We start from the raw sequence: 16,395 nt of genomic DNA, 5'->3' as shown, positions 1-16,395 counted from the left end.
AGTTGTTCGTTGTAGCAATTGGACGGAACAATGTCCGCTTTCTAGTCTTCGCAGTCAGATCCCAATATGTCTGCAACGCGCGCATTGTCGCCCGGCCGGTATGGGGACGGAAGCGGCCGCTTCATGTTGCGGCCCTGGTGGGAACTTCTTCAGGCCGTCTTCATTGGCGGAGGGAACGCGCAATTTCACCCCTTCCCTTCCTTTTTGCTGACGGCGTCTTGGCAGCCGGCGTCTCCTTCGGGCAAGCGGCTTGTCCATCCGCTTTCCGTGGCAGATGTTGCAAATGCCAAACTTTGGTGCAGGAAACCAGGAATTAGTCGGAACTATAGCGACACGCCGAATCAGCCCGGCAGGAGGTCCAACTGAAGTGCTCAGATTTCGAATAAGTTGGCCCGCCGTACGGGAGACATTCAGAGAAACCACGAGGCATCTTAACATACTACTCGCGGCTTCCGTGAGCAGACCATCATATCCAAGGACTGCTCGTTGAGCGCCAAACCAGTGGGCCTCAAACCGTACTGCGCACGACTAGGCTCAGCGGCCCGGCCGGCAACATCGACATTATCCGTAAGTTGCGGATTTCTTCCTGGCTGAGGTGGGCATTTACCAATTCACCCGGTCTAGAATCCCTCACGCGAAAGGTTCGCGAGGTCCACGTCTGATAACCCTTCGATCCCAAGGGCAGGAAGAATATCATTATCTTCCTTGAGGTCGCGACCATAGGCCGCCGATAATATCGAAACTCCAGACTCGTGGAGTATCGCCGGATTCCCGCTAATCTTGCCCAATAGTACGGTCGACAGCAATCCGAACGGGACATCCTCGAGAATGTAGCGGCTTTCGATGGTTGTCGGGCCAAAGCCGCCGCGGCCTTGGCGGTCCATCTCCTGGTTCATCTCCGAAACCGTTCCCATCGGAACATGGAACGATAATGAAAAATGCTCTTTGACGGTGCGAACGGCGATGCCGAAATGGGCAGCGATGGCCAACCGCTCGGCATCCAGAGCCTCGATAAGGCGGCCGACGGCAGGAGTGACATTTCCCCCCTGGCTCCATTGCTCGGCCTTTTCCATGCGTGTCAGATTAAGAAGGGCAATTCCTAGATGGTTTTGCGGATTGAGGTTGCTAAGTGCGATCGCAAGCATCCCGTCGCGGTTGACAAAACGATCGCCGAACACGGTCGTGCAAAGTTCGTGTCCTTGATCCTGGCAACTGAAAGGCAGCGTCGCAACATCAAGCTTCTGGCGAATGGTGGTGACATGGACTTCAGTTGGTCCGAGCTGGCGGCCAGATAGGAGCGTCGTGCCCCAAACAACGATCGGCAACCTGACCTTGCGCTCGGCTAACCGCTTGGAGAGATACAGCGCCGCGAAGGAACAATGCGAACTGATGATGACGGGAATTCCATCAGCCAGGTGAGGGACCGCCGCATCCATCACCATCTTGTGGCCGTAAGCCGGAAGCGCAATCACCACCACGTCCGCGTTGACAATGGCGTCTTTGCAATCCTTGGCAATGCGCACCGGTACCGTCGCCGCGATATCCCCCGTCGCTTTTAACAATTCGCCAGTAGCCAAAGCCCTGGTGCGGTGTCCCGAGGGTGACCAAAGCATTGGCGAATGTCCCGATCCTGCCAAATAGGCGGCAAGGCCATAAGCAACTGCTCCGGCGCCCAGAATACTCACGCGCATAATATTCCTCCTGTTGCAGGCTTTGTGGTTTGAGAATTCTTGCCGTCGTCACCTGAAAGTTTTTCATCAGGTTGGAGCCCGCGTCTGCCGTCCTCGTCCGCCTCCGCCAGGGATTCCGGCTCTGAAGCCGGCCAAATGCAAAAGCCGTAACGAACATTGGTTTCCGCTTGACATATATCAAAAACGAATGAGACGATGTCAATCATACGGATTGCGCATGAAGGAGAGCATGGAAACCCGAGACCTTCAGACCTTCCTTGCGGTTGCTGCCAGCGGCAGCATCACCAAGGCGGCTGACATGCTCGGGCGCTCCCAGCCTGCGGTGACGCGCACCATTCAGGATCTCGAGGCCGAGCTTGGCTTCGAATTGCTGCATCGGATCGGTCGACGGGTGCAGCTGTCTGAAGAGGGAGTCGCCTTTGAAGAGGAAGCGCGGCGCCTGCTGATGTCCTTCACCGAACTCGCAGCGCGAGCCAAAATGATCGCCGCCGGCAGGGGACGGATCCTGCAGATTGTCACAACCTCTGCGATCGGGACCGGCTTGATCCCGACGGCCCTAGCTGAGCTCCAAGGTGCCGAGCTTCCGCACGAGACGCATCTCGGGCAATTTCTTCCTTCGATCGTCGCCCAGGAAGTGCGCAGCGGACGCGCCGAGATCGGATTTTCAAGCCTGCCGCTCGATACGCCCGGTCTGGATGTCCTGCGGCTGTACTCGGCGCCTGACGTGGCTGCCGTGCGGGAGGACGATCCGCTGGCTGAACTTGATGTCGTGCCGCTTTCGGGTTTTGCCGGTCGCCGCGTCGCCACGCTGCTCAATCCACTGCGTTTTCAGTTGCATGTCGCCAAAGCGCTGGCGTCTCGCGGCATCGACACTGGCCCAGTGATCCGGACCAATACTGCCTATGGCGCCTTGCAGATCGTGCGTCAGACTGGGGTAGCGGCTGTCATCGATCCCCTCACCGCCTATGGCGTTCCCCTGCCCGGTGTCGTCATTCGCCCTCTCGACGTAACCGTTCTCTTTTATTGGGGTGTTGTGGCTGCCGCAAACCGTCCCCTCCGTCCAGTTGCGCAGGCGCTGATGGATGCGGTCGAAGCGGTGGCTGAACGGTCAATTGCCGGTTTCAGGAAACTCGATCCAGCTTTGGCCGGCCAATTGGTCACCGATCCCGCCTCGGGCACAAATAACGGGACGGGAATATGAAGCATATTCCCACCCCGGCAGCTTCGAGCGGCCTTGCCGCGCTGGAAGCCCAGCTCGCGCAGGATCTCGACTTTCTCGAGCTGCCCGCCAAGCCTTGGGTCCCCAAGCGCACGCACGATGGCGCCCCAGTCCGTGACGTCGTAGTGATCGGCGCCGGCATGTGCGGACTTGCTGCCACGGCAAAGCTTGTGCTGACCGGGATAACCAATGTCGTTGCCTACGATGCGGCTCCGGCCGGGCTCGAAGGACCATGGGTAACGTTTGCGCGTATGCAGACGCTGCGCTCGCCGAAGACCCTCCACGGTCCGTCGCTCGGGCTGCCGCAGCTCACGTTCCGCGCCTGGTTTACGGCACAATGGGGACCTGAGGCCTGGCAGTCGCTGGACAAAATCCCCAAGGGCCAGTGGATGGACTACCTGGTCTGGTACCGGAAGGTTCTTGGTCTGCCGGTGCGCAACAGTGTACGCATGACCGGCGTCGCAGCCGTTGGTGATCTGATTGCAATCGATATCGAGGGCGCGGAAGCCGGCCGGGTTCTCACCCGTCGCCTCGTTCTGGCCACCGGTCGGTCCGGTCTCGGCGGTTTTGCCGTGCCCGATTTCCTCAGGGGCATCGATCGCGCCTATTGGGCCCATTCTGCCGACGACATCGATTTCGACGCGCTGAAAGGTAAGCGTGTAGCGGTTATCGGCGCTGGTGCCTCGTCCATGGACAATGCCGCAACGGCACTCGAAGCGGGTGCCGGCTCTGTCGACATGTTAATCCGGCGCAAGGAAATGCCGCGCATCAACAAGCTGACCGGCATAGGTAGCCAGGGTGTCGTCCTCGGCATCTACCACCTGCCCGATGCCTGGAAGTGGAAATTCTTCGACTATACCGCCTCGACCCAGACACCGCCGCCGCGTTCATCGACGCTTCGCGTGTATCGCCACTCGAATGCCCGGTTCTTTCTCGACTGCGGCATAGTTGCGGTGAAGGAAGATGCGGGAGGCCTGCTGGTCGAAACCACGCAGGGACCGATGCGTTACGACTTCCTGATCGCGGCAACCGGCTTTTCGAACGACTTCAGCGACCGCCCGGAATTTGCAGCACTCGCCCCACACATCCGCACCTGGTCGGATGGTCGATATACGCCGGATATGGGGCCGCCGCGCGCAGGCATGGTGGAGGCGCCGGACCTCGGTCCCGCCTTCGAGTTCCGCGAACGTGTTCCCGGTTCCTGTCTGATGCTGGCGCATATTCACTGCTTCAATGACGCCGCCATGCTGACACACGGCAAGGTCTCCGGCGATATCCCAGCCGTCAGTGCCGGGGCCGACCGTCTGGTCCGCGGCATTGCCGCGTCGCTGTTTGCCGAAGATGTCGAAAGCCACTTCGCCAATCTGATCGCCTACGACACGCCCGAGCTTCTGGGCGACGAATGGGTCGATTCAACACCTTTGCTGCATAAGGAGGCCGCGCTGTGATGGACGCCATGGACAAGGCCGCGGGGATTTCCCCGAATGATGCTCTTTTCACCGCGCGGCGGTTTCGGCCCGAATTCGTGCAAGGGGGCGAGGAATGTCGCCTCTCCGTCCTACAGCCGGCAAACGATCAGGGGCTGGCCCCGAACCTGCGGGTTGCTCTGGCCCGTCGCATGGCGGCTCTGAATGATGATCCCGTCCTGATGGCCGACTATGATGTGCAGCTGGCCCAGCTTGGTCCGACGGAGCCGCTTCTGGCCTTGGCTCGGGGGGAAACGGATTTGAATGAACCCCTGGCGACCATCGTCCGTCATGTTGACCTGATCACCCTTACGCCGAAAAAGGCGGAGGCGAACCACATCGCCCTCCTCGCCGCGGCCGGACTGAACAATCCTCAGATCGTCGCGCTCTCCGAACTGATTGCTTTCGTAAACTTCCAGACGCGGGTTGCGACCGGCCTGCGATTGATGAGATCGGCATGATTTCCTCGGTTCGCCTGAAGCCGCTGAATTGGCGTCCCTACATCGCACCGGTCGAGCTATCCGAGGCCACGCCGGAACAACTCGAAGCGATGAAGGTAACGCCGTCGGCCAAGAAAGTTTCGGAATATGTGCGCACCCTTGTGCATGATCCCGAGAGTTATCTTGCCCGCACCGTCTTGTTCAACGCGATCATGTATGTCGAAGGCGGGCTTGCCCGTCCCGACCGCGAACTTGGCGCATTGGGTGCCTCGATCGTCAATGGCTGCAAATTCTGCGCCGTGGTTCACGCCCGCCGCCATGCAGAGCTGACCAAGAGCGACGAAGTGGTCACCGCGCTCTACCTCGACAAACCCGAAAAGCTTGGGCTGCGCGATGCAGCAATCTACAGCTTTGCCCGCCGTCTGTCGGCGGCGCCGTCGGAAGCAACGGTGGACGACATCGCCTCGCTGCGTGCCGTCGGCATGAATGATGCTGAGATCATCGACCTGATCCACGCCATAGCGATCTTCGGCTGGGCAAACCGGCTGATGCACGTTCTCGGCCACGCGGAGAGCGGATGATGATGACCCACATGTCAAGGCAGTCCGTCCCACACTCTGAAGGGCTAACCAGAAATGCTTGAACTCAAAGATATAAGGCTGTCCTACGGAAGCACGCAGGTCCTGAACGGCGTCAATCTCTCGGTAAAGCGGGGTGACGTGGTGTCGATCATCGGCCCCAGCGGCACCGGCAAGACCACGCTGCTGAAATGCATCAACTACCTGGCCAAGCCGTCGTCCGGAACCATCGCGTTCGACCAGATTCGGATGGACTACCAGCGCGCCGACAAGACCGCTGTCCAGGCGATCCGGCTTCGAACAGCGATGGTCTTTCAGCAATTCAATGTCTTCAAGAACATGACAGTCCTCCAGAACGTGATGGATCCGCTTGTCGTCGTGCAGCGCAAGTCCGCGGACGAGGCGCGTGAAATCGCGCTGCGAGAGCTTGACCGGGTCGGCCTCTCAGCGAAGCGGGACAGCTATCCGTCCCAGCTGTCGGGCGGCCAGCTCCAACGCACCGGCATCGCGCGTGCGCTGGCGGTTCGTCCCGACGTGATGCTCTTCGATGAGCCCACGTCATCGCTGGATCCTGAACTCGTCGGTGAAGTTCTGAAGGTGATCAAGGATGTCACGTCGTCAGGGATCACTTCGCTGCTTGTGACCCACGAGATGCAATTCGCAAAGAACATCTCGAACCGGATCGTCTTCATGGATCGTGGCGTGATTGCCGCCGATGGCAGTCCAACTGAGATCTTCGATGCGCCATCCAGCCCACGACTTGCTCAATTCCTGCAGTCAGAACTCGCTTTTCAATAGCTCAACAAGAAGGGAACCAAAGAAATGTCTGCAATCACATCCAGTTTCTCCCGTCGCGCTGCCCTGGCTGTTGCCGGCGGCATCGCAATTGCCCTTGCAACCGCAGGGATCAGCTATGGTCAGACCGTTCGCACGATCAAGATCGCGACGTCTGCCGAATCCAAGCCGCTGGCATGGGGCGCGATCGGCGTCGAGCCGCAAGGCTATGAGCCCGATCTTCTGAGAGCGATCAACGCAAAGCTCCCGCAGTACAAGTTTGAAATGGAAGGTGTTTCGGATATCGCGCAGGAAACCGGCCTGGCCACGGGCAAATACGACATCGCGGTCGGTGGCTACTACAAGTCGCCTGAGCGCGCCAAGCAGTTCTTCATTCCGGAAAACCCCATGGGCGCCAGCCTGATGAAGATCTATAGCAAAAAAGGCAGCGGCATAAAGGAAATGAAGGACCTGGTCGGCAAGAGAATCGTTCCGACCACGGCCGGCGGTGGAACATACAAGTTCATTATGAACTGGCAAAAAGAAAATCCACAATACAAGCTTGATGTAACGGCATCTAGCGCCGGTATTCCCTATCCGAACCGACTGGACGAAGTTCAGAACGGCAAATTCGACGCGCTTGTTCTGCCTTCGAATCTCGGTGAGCAGACCGTCATCGAGGAAAAGAAGCTCGATATTGTGGCGTCCGATCCGGTCTTCAGCAACAACACCTACATGCTGATTCACAGGTCGGACGAAAACAAGGTTTTAGCCGACGACGTGAACAAGGTTCTCAAGGAATTAAAAGACGATGGCACGATCGAAAAACTCTCGCAGAAATGGTTCGGCGAGGACATCGTCAAATACATGAAGTAACAGGACATTTCCCCAAAGATGTAGCGATAGCCAGCGGTAAGGCTGAATTGAAAGAAGGAGCGTTTCAAAGTGGATGTTTCTGCTATGATTCCCGAGCTGCTCTCGGCGTTGCCGCTAACGCTCGCCATCACCTTTACCGCTATGGTCGTGGGCTTTTGCTTGGCTCTCGTCGCGACAACACTCCGGGTTCGGAGGATACCGGTGATCAGTCATCTGACTGACCTCTACGTGTCCTATGCCCGGAGTGTTCCCGTCGTCCTGCAGTTGTTCGTCGCGTTCTACGGGCTGCCCTTGTTGGTGATCCTGTTCGGCGCCGAGGATTTTATTTCTGCAACGATCGCTGCGATGGTGGGGCTGAGCCTCTATCATGGAGGGTATCTGTCGGAAGTCATGCGACCTGCATACCTGGCCGTCGATCGCGGCCAGCATGATGCGGCCGACAGTCTGGGATATACCTTCCGACAGAAGATCACCCGCGTAGTCGGCCCGCAAGCGGTGCACTTCGCATTGCCGGGCTATGGAAACTCCATCATCTACCTGATCCATAACGTTGCGCTGGTCATGTACATCGGGGCTGCGGACGTAATGGCGACCGCGCACTTGATCATGGAGCGCGACTATAACCAGTACCAGTTCGAAACCTACCTGGTGCTGGCGGTCATCTATTCGCTGATGTGCCTTGTCGCGTGGCTCGTCGTGCGCTTCTTCGAGCTCCGCTCACCAATGCAAGCGCCAGAGGCGACGACAACAGCTCAGATCAAGAACGCGGCCGTCGCGAGCGTGTGACGAAAGGGTAATCCGACCATGTTTGATACCGAAATTCTGCTCCAGGACTCGCAGGAAATTCTGGGCGCCGTACCCGTGACGCTCGGCATGGCTTTCACGATTTTCATCCTGTCCACGATCGTCGGCAGCCTTTTTGCGCTCGTCGAATATAGGCGGATCCCCGTGCTGCGAGAGCTCATCATGGCCTATAAGGTCGTCTTCAAGGGCGTTCCGATGGTGATCGTGATTTTCCTCGCCTATTTCGGTCTGCCCCCGGCACTCCAGTTCCTGCTCTCGTTGCTCGGGATCAACTTCAACGCCCACGAAACGCCCAATTGGGTAATCCTTGTCATTGCAGTCACCGGTTGTGTTGCGGCGTTCCAAGCGGAGATCATCAAAGGAGCCCTCAACGCCTTCGATACCGGTCAGTCGGACGCAGCCCATTCGCTGGGCTATACGGGCGGCCAACTGTTCCGACGTATCCTATTTCCCCAGGTGGCCCTCACGGCAATTCCCGACCTGACAACCTCGATGATGGTCATCATGAAGGCGCTTTCGCTCGGATTCGCCATCGAGGTTGTCGATATCTTCGCCCAGTCCCAGTTGACCGCCGCGCTGAACTACTACTACCTCGAAGCCTTCGTCATTGCCGTCGTGATCTACATGGTGATTGCCTATATCGTCACACAGATTGCCGACAGGCTGGAGCGGGCGCTGAGGGTGCGGACCTGAGCGGAACCTCCTCGGAATTCTAAAGCATCGAGGTCGGGGGAATTCACCGCGCAGTACGGCCTGCAAACAACTGACGACGAGCATCGGGCGTGTCTGCAAAGGATCTGCGGGCTCATGTAAACGACGACTCCGAACCCTGGCGCAAGCTGCGGCCGAGGGCTTGCTCGACGGCCAGCAACGCCGGGCGGGCGCGGGTCACTGTGGGAGAGCAGTGGAACAACAAAAAGCAAAAAATGCGCATGTCGCCGGCCAATCGCAGCAGGACTTCATCAAGCTTCGAGAGGCCCGCGACAGGACATTGCCGATGCCAAAGCTCATTTTGCATGCGCTGCAGGTCAATGTCCGCGGAGGCGAACTGCCCGGGGAAATGGCCGGCGCTGCCTGAAGTCGCGCTCGACGCGCTGCCGGGGTCGAGGCCAGCTCGCAGCGGTCGCTTCGTTCGATGCGTAGGCCGACGAGGAGCCACAATTCGACGGATAGGGTGATTGGCCAGTTCTGTCTGCACGGCTGCCCGTCGTTCATGTTCCGGCAGGATCATACTGTCGCTTCCCGAAAGGCCCGTAGGAATACTCGCCGAACGAAAGCCAGGTGGCGGAGGCGATCAGTATCGGCACCAGCCAATGTCATTTGGGGACCGTTCGGGACGCGGCGCGTCGGACAGTGACGGCCGTGACCACAGACTACTTGGTCTCTGGGCTCATGCTGCAGGGCATACATTACTAGCAAAGACCGGGTGATGAACGCACGAGGCGAAAAAACCTCACCTCCGATCGGCGAATCTATCAAGCTGCAACTCTAAACTATCCGCCTGCCAGTTGACCGACACTCCTGTGGAGAACATAGCCCGCGACGACAATTACAAGTACGGCAAAGATCCGATTGAGCATGTTCTTGTACGAAGCGAGGCGTGTCGCCACAAACATGCCGATCAACCCGCCGCCAATGCCGCCTCCAATAAATTCTGCGGCCAGTTGCCAGTCGACCATTCCCGACAGGGCGTAGTTGAAGGCCGTCGCGAGGCCGAAAGCTGCGACGGCAAGCAAAGACGTGCCGATTGCATTGATCGTCGGCATTCCGGTCGCCAGGATCAATCCGGGAACGATGAGGAAGCCGCCGCCAATTCCGAAGAAGCCAGAGGCCGCACCGGCGACGGCGGCGACTGCAGCAGTCATCGCACACATCTTGGCATCGACAGGTCGGCCTGCTGTCGAAGAACGGCGCCGCGGGCGAAGCATCAGTGCGCCGACCACAAGCATAAGCAGCCCAAAAAAGAAAAGCAGATGCGTCCCGTCGATTGACTTTCCCAAGGTCGAACCTGCGAGCGCCCCAACCGAGCCCAGTCCTGCAAATACGATAGCACAACGCCACCAGACGTGCCCCTTGAGGGCATGGCCTCCAAAGTTCGCCAATGCGTTGGCGGCCACCGCCAGGGCGCCCGTGCCGATGGCAATATGCGGCTGAGCGACACCGACAACATAGAGCAGGAGCGGCGTGGCAAGGATCGATCCGCCGCCTCCGACCATACCAAGAGTGAAGCCCACCAGACTCCCTGAGCCCACAGCAGAAAACAAAGTACCTGTCATGATGCTCTTCGGACAAAGCAGCGGTCATGAGCAACCATCCCCGCCAGCATTAAGGCTACGAAAAGTACCGGCGATAATCCCAGAGACAACGAAGCTACCGCAGGGCCAGGACAGAACCGCCCAGTCCCCATCCAAGGCCGAAAATCGCCGAACCTAGAACCAGGGGGGCGTCAATCCGCGAACTGACAGGCAAATGGAAGGTCTCCGCCAGAAATGGTCGTGACATCTGCCCCATCCAGGCTGTGCCTCCCGTTGCAACTGCAACGGCGCCGCCCAACACGAATGCGAGGCTCGGATCCCACGCGCCAGAGACGTCGAGAAAGCCCTGTACACGGACAGGATCAAGCATACCCGACAACGCCAGACCGTAGCCAAAGATGGTGCCCGCGGCCAGGGCCGCCATGACCTGTAATTTAGCGTGTCTCACAAGACTGCTCCGTGGAGAAGCGCGACGGCTAGAGCGCCGCTCAGAAGGAACGTCACAACGGCGACAATTGACCGCGGCGATAGCCGCGCCAGCCCCATTATTCCGTGACCACTGGTGCAACCCGAACCCATGCGGGATCCGAAACCGACCAGAAAACCAGCTATCATAACCAGCGGCAGTGACGCAGTGATGGTTGCGGTCGGCCAATGATGAAAAGTTAGGAAATAACCGACCGGACCAAGCAGCAACCCGACGACGAAGGCAGCGTTTGTCCACCTATTGTTGCCTTGGAGCAACCCGCCAACAATCCCGCTGATGCCGGCAATTCTACCGTTCAGGATCAAGAGCATCATAGACGAAAGCCCGATCAGAGCCCCGCCCAAAAGCGAAGGAAGATAAGAGGTCATGACGGACCGTCCGAACAGAAGATCGTGTAGAGCGCCGAAACCAATTGAGCAGCCTTCTCGGCGGTCAACCGGTAGAAGATCTGTTTTCCGTCGCGCCGGGTTTCCACAATTTTGGCGTCCCGCAACACTGTCAGCTGCTGGGATAGGTTTGGTTGATGGATGTTGAGCTCATCTTCCAATTGGCTAACCGAATGCTCTCCTTTAACAAGGGTGCAGACGAGCATCAGTCGCATTGGATGCGCCAGTGTCTTTAGAAGAGCTGCAACTTCGCCGGCGCGGGATTCCATTGCGGCAAGCGACATCTCCATTTCGGCTTCATCGATAAGGATTTCGCTCACCACACTGCTTCTCCCAATGCGTTGAGGGGAAATTTTAGGTAGCGCTTACCGTTTGCTTCCGGCTCCGGCAAACGCCCAGCCCGGATGTTGACCTGCAAGGCATGGAGGATCAGCTTCGGCATAGGCAGCATACGGTCTCGCTCTTGACGCAGTGCGGCGAAGCCCTCTTCGGTCATGTCGGCCAGATGTGCATTGGTACGCTTCTGAGTGCCGACCGTGCTTTCCCACTTGGGTTCGCGTCCGCCTGGCTGGTAGTCGTGCCCAGTAAACAACCGCGTTTCGTCTGGAAGCGTCAGAATGGCCTGGATCGATCTCCACAGCGTGCGAGCGTCACCACCAGGGAAATCAGCGCGAGCCGTTCCGCTGTCGGGCATGAAGATGGTGTCGTGAACAAAGGTCGCATCACCGATCACATAGGTGATCGAGGCTAGGGTGTGACCGGGCGAGAACATTACGCGCGCCTCGATTGAACCGACCTTGAAAGTGTCTCCATCCGAAAACAGCCTGTCCCACTGCGAGCCGTCTGTGTGAAGTTCAGGTCGGTTGTAGATGCCTTGCCACAAACGTTGGACGTCGACGACCCTCGCTCCTATCGCAGTTGGCGCGCCGGTCTTCCCCTTCAGGTACTGCGCAGCAGAAAAGTGATCGGCATGAGGATGGCTATCGAGAATCCATTCAACGGACAGTCCCTTTTCGGCAATATAATCAAGCATCGCATCGGCGTTGGATGTTGTGGTCGCCCCGGACTTCTCATCAAAATCGAGCACCGGGTCGATAATCGCGCATTTGCGGGTACTGGGATCCGAAACTACATATTGCACGCTCCATGTTCGGGGGTCGAAAAACCCTTTTACTGCCGGTCGGGTCCGCCTGTGCCCTTCCAACCATCGGCTTGCTGCCGACAGGTCTACCCCGAGCTTCTGGCCGAGTGCAGTAATCTCGACAGGCGACATTCGGCCATCGAGCGCCTCGCCCAGGGCATATAGGCTCAATGCGCGGGTGCCGGTCTTGCAGTGGGCAAAGACCGCGCCACCAACATTGGCCATAGCTGCCTGGAAGGACCGCACGTCCGCTTCTGTGATGGTCGGCATTGTGACAGGTATGAATTTGTAGGAGATGCGCGCTCGATCGGCGGCCTCTCGTTCAGCTTCGTTTCCGGGCTGGGCGGGCTCTTCCAAATCAGGCCGAACGTTTATCACTCCTGCGAACTTCTGATCAGTAAGCAACAGAATTTCAGACAGTGCGGGCTGCGGACCTACGGAAAGCCTATCGTTCACACGGATCATTCTCATGTCTGCTCCTAACGTCAATATACAATTGCATATAATGTATAATGATATTTGACGCAAGGGTGTCGCGGCGAAAAAGCGAGCGGGCACCTATGGCCACAGCCTTTCCGCCCGTAAGGTCATCGCCGCCCCTGCCGGCATCATCATTTCTATCGATACCTCGCCCCCTGGTCGGCGATGAACGGAGATCTGGAGACCGCCCGCTGGGCAGCTCGGAAGCTCATGGCTGCCCTGCCGAGCTTCACGATCGAGAAATATCGGTCGCTGCCCTTCTTGTAGCCACATGCCGGCGCCCGTGAGGGCTCCTTTTGAACTGGTGCCGGGCGAACATGCTTTGATAGCACTGATCTGTAATGAAGCCGAGGTATCTGATCCTTGCCTTCATGGGCCGGCCAATATCAGAACCTTCCCGCATCGTTCCGCACGGTACGGCGGCTGAACATAGTGGTTCGTCTTTGCCCTCGATCAATGAATTCGTAATTCGTACTTGTAGGCTTTGGGGCATCAACACCGAAAGGTGCACTGGCGAGGAATGACTATCGATCTGCCAAACATCACTAACTGACGGGAAACATAAGGATGTGCCTTCTGGTGCTTCTGTCGAATTGACAGCGTGGTGATTGAAGGCGGAACCTGGTGCTATGCCAACGTTGCCTCTTCTGAGGCAGGCTGTTCCAGAAGCTGAAAGGGAGGATGGACATGAGCGAGGATCTGTCCGGTCGTCATGCCGACCGCATTCAGGCCGCGATCGCTTCGGACGCCGCCGCGAAGTCCGCGCTGGTCGCCTCTTGGCGACGCTCTTCCAGTTTGCACCGGCTCGATCCCGCCGATTGCAGGCCCCCACGCTACCTGACGGAAATGGAGTTGATCGCGGCCCGGCAACGCATTGAACCGCTCGTCCGGGCGGCCCAATCCAGCCTGGACCGACTCTATCTCGCGGTGGGCGGGGTTGGCTGCTGCGTGCTTCTTGCCGATCGTGACGGCGTGCCGGTCGAGCGGCGCGGCGCGCCCGTCGACGACGAGACTTTTCATTCCTGGGGCTTGTGGACCGGCTCTATCTGGAACGAAGAAAGCCAGGGCACCAACGGGATCGGCACCTGCCTGGTGGAACAGCGAGCGCTGACAATCCATCGCGACCAGCACTTCCACACGCGCAACACGGGGCTGAGTTGCACCACGGCACCGATCTATGATCACCGGGGAGATCTTGTGGCTGCGCTTGACGTGTCTTCCTGCCGGGCCGATCTGACCGAAGCCTTCGCCAATCTCATTTCGGTGGCCGTGGTCGACGCGGTGCGTCGGATTGAGGCGGAGAACTTCAGGATGGCCTTCCCGAAGGCGCGGATCCTTCTGGCGCCAGTAGCCGACAAGGGCTCCGGCGCGCTGATCGCGGTTGATGCGGACGACCTTGTGGTCGGCGCGACGCGGTCGGCTCGCCTGGCGCTTGGAATTACCCAGCTGTGTCTCGACAAGCCGATGCCCGCGGCCGATCTGCTCGGTTGGACGGAGAGCGGCCCCGCAGTTCTCGCCGAGGCGGAGCGCGGCGTTCTGCAGCGGGCGCTGGCGCGAGCAGACGGAAATGTGTCGGCCGCTGCGCAGGCGCTTGGCATCAGCCGCGCGACGCTTCACCGCAAGCTCAACCGCCTGGACGTCCATAGGTCCCACTGACCATTCGAAAACGCAGATGACTGTCGCAATTCTGCGACACACCGCGCCCGGCCACTGTCCTCGCCCCGGTGACAATAGCGGCGGAAATCGCAAGTCTCTCCCCTTAAGCGTCGCATCCCGCGGCGTCGACTTTGGGAGGAAGACACATGAACAAGGTAGAATTCTCACGTGCGGTCAAGGCGCCGTTCGACAAGCGCTATGGCAACTTCATCGGCGGCAAGTGGGCCGAGCCGCACTCCGGCCGCTACTTCGAGAACCACTCACCTGTAAACGGCCAGCTGCTGTGCGAAGTGGCGCGTTCGGATGCCCACGACATCGAGGCGGCGCTTGACGCGGCCCATGCGGCCAAAGACACCTGGGCGCGCACCAGCGTAGCCGAGCGGTCGCTCATCCTCAACCGCATCGCCGATCGCATGGAGGAAAACCTCGATCTGCTCGCGTGCGCTGAAACCTGGGACAATGGCAAGCCGATCCGCGAAACGACCGCGGCCGACCTGCCGCTCGCCATTGACCATTTCCGCTATTTCGCCGGCGCCCTACGAGGCCAGGAAGGCAGCCTCTCGCAGATCGACGACGACACCGTCGCCTATCATTTCCATGAGCCGCTCGGCGTCGTCGGACAGATTATCCCATGGAACTTCCCGCTGCTGATGGCCTGCTGGAAACTTGCACCAGCACTTGCCGCCGGAAACTGCGTGGTCCTGAAGCCTGCCGAGCAGACCCCCGCCGCCATCTTGCTGTGGGCCGATCTCGTCGGCGATCTGTTGCCGCCGGGCGTGCTCAACATCGTCAACGGCTTCGGCCTCGAGGCCGGCAAGCCGCTCGCCTCCTCGCCGCGCATTGCCAAGATCGCCTTTACCGGCGAGACCACGACGGGCCGCCTGATCATGCAATACGCCAGCCAGAACCTGATCCCGGTCACGCTGGAACTGGGCGGCAAGTCGCCCAACATCTTCTTCAAGGATGTCATCGCCGAGGACGACGACTTCTTCGACAAGGCGATCGAAGGCTTCGTCATGTTCGCCCTGAACCAGGGCGAAGTCTGCACCTGCCCCAGCCGCGCCCTCATCCATGAGTCGATCTACGACCGATTTATGGAACGTGCCCTCAAGCGTGTCGAGGCGATCGTGCAGGGCGATCCACTCGATCCGGCGACGATGATCGGTGCCCAGGCCTCGTCCGAGCAGTTGGAAAAGATCCTGTCGTACATCGACATCGGCCTTCAGGAAGGCGCGGAAGTGTTGACCGGCGGCACCCGCAATCTTTTGCCGGGTGACCTGGCGGGTGGCTACTACGTCAAGCCCACGGTGTTCAAGGGCAACAACAAGATGCGCATCTTCCAGGAGGAGATTTTCGGACCGGTGGTTTCGGTCACGACCTTCAAGGACGACCAGGACGCGCTGGCAATAGCCAACGACACGCTCTACGGCCTTGGCGCCGGTGTCTGGACGCGTGACGGCAACCGTGCCTACCGCTTTGGCCGCGCGATCCAGGCCGGCCGGATCTGGACCAATTGCTACCACGCCTACCCCGCGCATGCCGCCTTCGGCGGCTACAAGCAGTCGGGCATCGGTCGCGAGACGCACAAGATGATGCTCGACCACTACCAGCAGACCAAGAATATGCTTGTCAGCTATAGCCCGAAAAAGCTTGGCTTCTTCTGATCGTCTTTTCGTCTACTGCGCGGCCCCGCGAGGGCCGCGCCCCAGGGGGTAAAAAATCGGAATAGCCATGCATGCGAAAGTCACGGCAACGCCGGCAGCGCTCGAACTGATCGCGGAGATCGTTGCCGAGCATGGACCGGTGCTGTTCCACCAATCCGGCGGCTGCTGCGATGGCTCTTCGCCCATGTGCTATCCGCGTGCCGGTTTCATCATCGGCGATCACGACGTGTTGCTCGGCCACATCCACGGCGCGCCGTTCTATATCGGGGCTTCGCAATTCGAGGCCTGGAAGCATACGAATCTTGTTATCGATGTGGTGCCTGGCCGCGGCGGCATGTTCTCGCTCGACAATGGGCGGGAGAAGAGGTTCCTGACGCGCTCGACGATCTGCGTCGTTCAGGCGTGAGGTAGGCCGAACTGCTTGTTGTTTGCCTCAGCGCAACGAACATCCCTGAAACCAGCAGCAGGATGTCGCTCT

General features: G+C 59.1%; 17 protein-coding genes and 2 pseudogenes. 12 read left to right on the top strand and 7 right to left on the bottom strand.

Going from position 1 to position 16,395, the window contains the following annotated elements:
- Positions 1-620 precede the first annotated feature (620 nt).
- Positions 621-1,691 carry an NAD/NADP octopine/nopaline dehydrogenase family protein gene (locus tag NKJ40_RS01445; RefSeq protein WP_352464109.1) on the bottom strand — a complete coding sequence of 357 codons (1,071 nt, stop codon included), beginning with the start codon at positions 1,689-1,691 and terminating at the stop codon, positions 621-623.
- Positions 1,682-1,897: a hypothetical protein gene (locus NKJ40_RS01440; protein WP_352464107.1), complete on the bottom strand. Its 216-nt coding sequence runs from the start codon at positions 1,895-1,897 to the stop codon at positions 1,682-1,684. Before NKJ40_RS01440 ends, NKJ40_RS01445 begins: the two co-directional genes overlap by 10 nt.
- Before the next feature lie 11 nt (positions 1,898-1,908).
- Here NKJ40_RS01440 and NKJ40_RS01435 point away from each other — a divergent pair, with 11 nt between their 5' ends.
- The 9 genes and pseudogenes from NKJ40_RS01435 to NKJ40_RS01395 form a co-directional block, all read left to right on the top strand.
- A complete protein-coding gene (locus NKJ40_RS01435) occupies positions 1,909-2,892 on the top strand; it encodes a LysR family transcriptional regulator (protein WP_352464267.1) in 984 nt (327 codons plus the stop codon).
- Complete coding sequence (locus NKJ40_RS01430; protein ID WP_352464106.1) at positions 2,889-4,358, top strand: NAD(P)-binding domain-containing protein; 1,470 nt, start codon at positions 2,889-2,891, stop codon at positions 4,356-4,358. The genes NKJ40_RS01435 and NKJ40_RS01430 overlap by 4 nt, the downstream gene beginning before the upstream one ends.
- Complete coding sequence (locus NKJ40_RS01425; RefSeq protein ID WP_352464104.1) at positions 4,358-4,837, top strand: CMD domain-containing protein; 480 nt, start codon at positions 4,358-4,360, stop codon at positions 4,835-4,837. Before NKJ40_RS01430 ends, NKJ40_RS01425 begins: the two co-directional genes overlap by 1 nt.
- Positions 4,834-5,397, top strand: coding sequence for a peroxidase-related enzyme (locus tag NKJ40_RS01420; protein WP_352464102.1), 564 nt, complete (start codon positions 4,834-4,836; stop codon positions 5,395-5,397). Before NKJ40_RS01425 ends, NKJ40_RS01420 begins: the two co-directional genes overlap by 4 nt.
- A 54-nt stretch (positions 5,398-5,451) precedes the next feature.
- Positions 5,452-6,192 carry an amino acid ABC transporter ATP-binding protein gene (locus NKJ40_RS01415; protein WP_352464100.1) on the top strand — a complete coding sequence of 247 codons (741 nt, stop codon included), beginning with the start codon at positions 5,452-5,454 and terminating at the stop codon, positions 6,190-6,192.
- 24 nt (positions 6,193-6,216) lie between these two features.
- Positions 6,217-7,044 carry a transporter substrate-binding domain-containing protein gene (locus NKJ40_RS01410; protein ID WP_352464098.1) on the top strand — a complete coding sequence of 276 codons (828 nt, stop codon included), beginning with the start codon at positions 6,217-6,219 and terminating at the stop codon, positions 7,042-7,044.
- Between the two features lie 69 nt (positions 7,045-7,113).
- A complete protein-coding gene (locus NKJ40_RS01405; RefSeq protein WP_352464096.1) occupies positions 7,114-7,830 on the top strand; it encodes an amino acid ABC transporter permease in 717 nt (238 codons plus the stop codon).
- Between the two features lie 18 nt (positions 7,831-7,848).
- Positions 7,849-8,541, top strand: a complete 693-nt coding sequence (locus NKJ40_RS01400) for an amino acid ABC transporter permease (RefSeq protein ID WP_352464095.1) — start codon at positions 7,849-7,851, stop codon at positions 8,539-8,541.
- A gap of 180 nt (positions 8,542-8,721) precedes the next feature.
- Positions 8,722-8,926: pseudogene (locus NKJ40_RS01395) on the top strand (hypothetical protein); the annotation flags it as partial.
- Positions 8,927-9,341: 415 nt separating this feature from the next.
- On the opposite strand, the gene NKJ40_RS01390 reads toward NKJ40_RS01395, so the two are convergent.
- The 5 genes and pseudogenes from NKJ40_RS01390 to blh form a co-directional block, all read right to left on the bottom strand.
- Complete coding sequence (locus tag NKJ40_RS01390; RefSeq protein WP_352464093.1) at positions 9,342-10,124, bottom strand: sulfite exporter TauE/SafE family protein; 783 nt, start codon at positions 10,122-10,124, stop codon at positions 9,342-9,344.
- Positions 10,121-10,527 (bottom strand): annotated as a pseudogene (locus NKJ40_RS01385) (DUF6691 family protein). Before NKJ40_RS01385 ends, NKJ40_RS01390 begins: the two are co-directional and overlap by 4 nt.
- A 20-nt stretch (positions 10,528-10,547) precedes the next feature.
- Positions 10,548-10,958: a YeeE/YedE family protein gene (locus NKJ40_RS01380; protein ID WP_352464092.1), complete on the bottom strand. Its 411-nt coding sequence runs from the start codon at positions 10,956-10,958 to the stop codon at positions 10,548-10,550.
- Positions 10,955-11,266, bottom strand: a complete 312-nt coding sequence (gene bigR, locus NKJ40_RS01375; RefSeq protein WP_352464265.1) for a sulfite-sensing transcriptional repressor BigR — start codon at positions 11,264-11,266, stop codon at positions 10,955-10,957. Before bigR ends, NKJ40_RS01380 begins: the two co-directional genes overlap by 4 nt.
- Positions 11,267-11,292: 26 nt before the next feature.
- Positions 11,293-12,588, bottom strand: coding sequence for a bifunctional sulfur transferase/dioxygenase Blh (gene blh, locus NKJ40_RS01370; RefSeq protein ID WP_352464090.1), 1,296 nt, complete (start codon positions 12,586-12,588; stop codon positions 11,293-11,295).
- Between the two features lie 696 nt (positions 12,589-13,284).
- On the opposite strand from blh, the gene NKJ40_RS01365 reads away from it, so the two are divergent.
- From NKJ40_RS01365 to NKJ40_RS01355, 3 genes are all read left to right on the top strand, one after another.
- Entirely contained in the window at positions 13,285-14,253 is a 969-nt protein-coding gene (locus NKJ40_RS01365; protein ID WP_352464088.1) for a helix-turn-helix domain-containing protein, read from the top strand.
- Between the two features lie 146 nt (positions 14,254-14,399).
- The gene (adh, locus tag NKJ40_RS01360) at positions 14,400-15,917 is read left to right on the top strand and encodes an aldehyde dehydrogenase (protein WP_352464086.1); all 1,518 of its coding nucleotides are present in this window, start codon (positions 14,400-14,402) and stop codon (positions 15,915-15,917) included.
- 67 nt (positions 15,918-15,984) lie between these two features.
- Entirely contained in the window at positions 15,985-16,323 is a 339-nt protein-coding gene (locus NKJ40_RS01355; RefSeq protein ID WP_352464084.1) for a DUF779 domain-containing protein, read from the top strand.
- The last annotated feature ends 72 nt before the right edge of the window (positions 16,324-16,395 follow it).

It is taken from the genome of Mesorhizobium sp. M0119 (assembly GCF_040322615.1).
Lineage (GTDB): Bacteria > Pseudomonadota > Alphaproteobacteria > Rhizobiales > Rhizobiaceae > Mesorhizobium.
The sequence above is the reverse complement of the archived record's forward strand: the minus strand, read 5'-3'. Positions and strand labels throughout refer to the sequence as shown.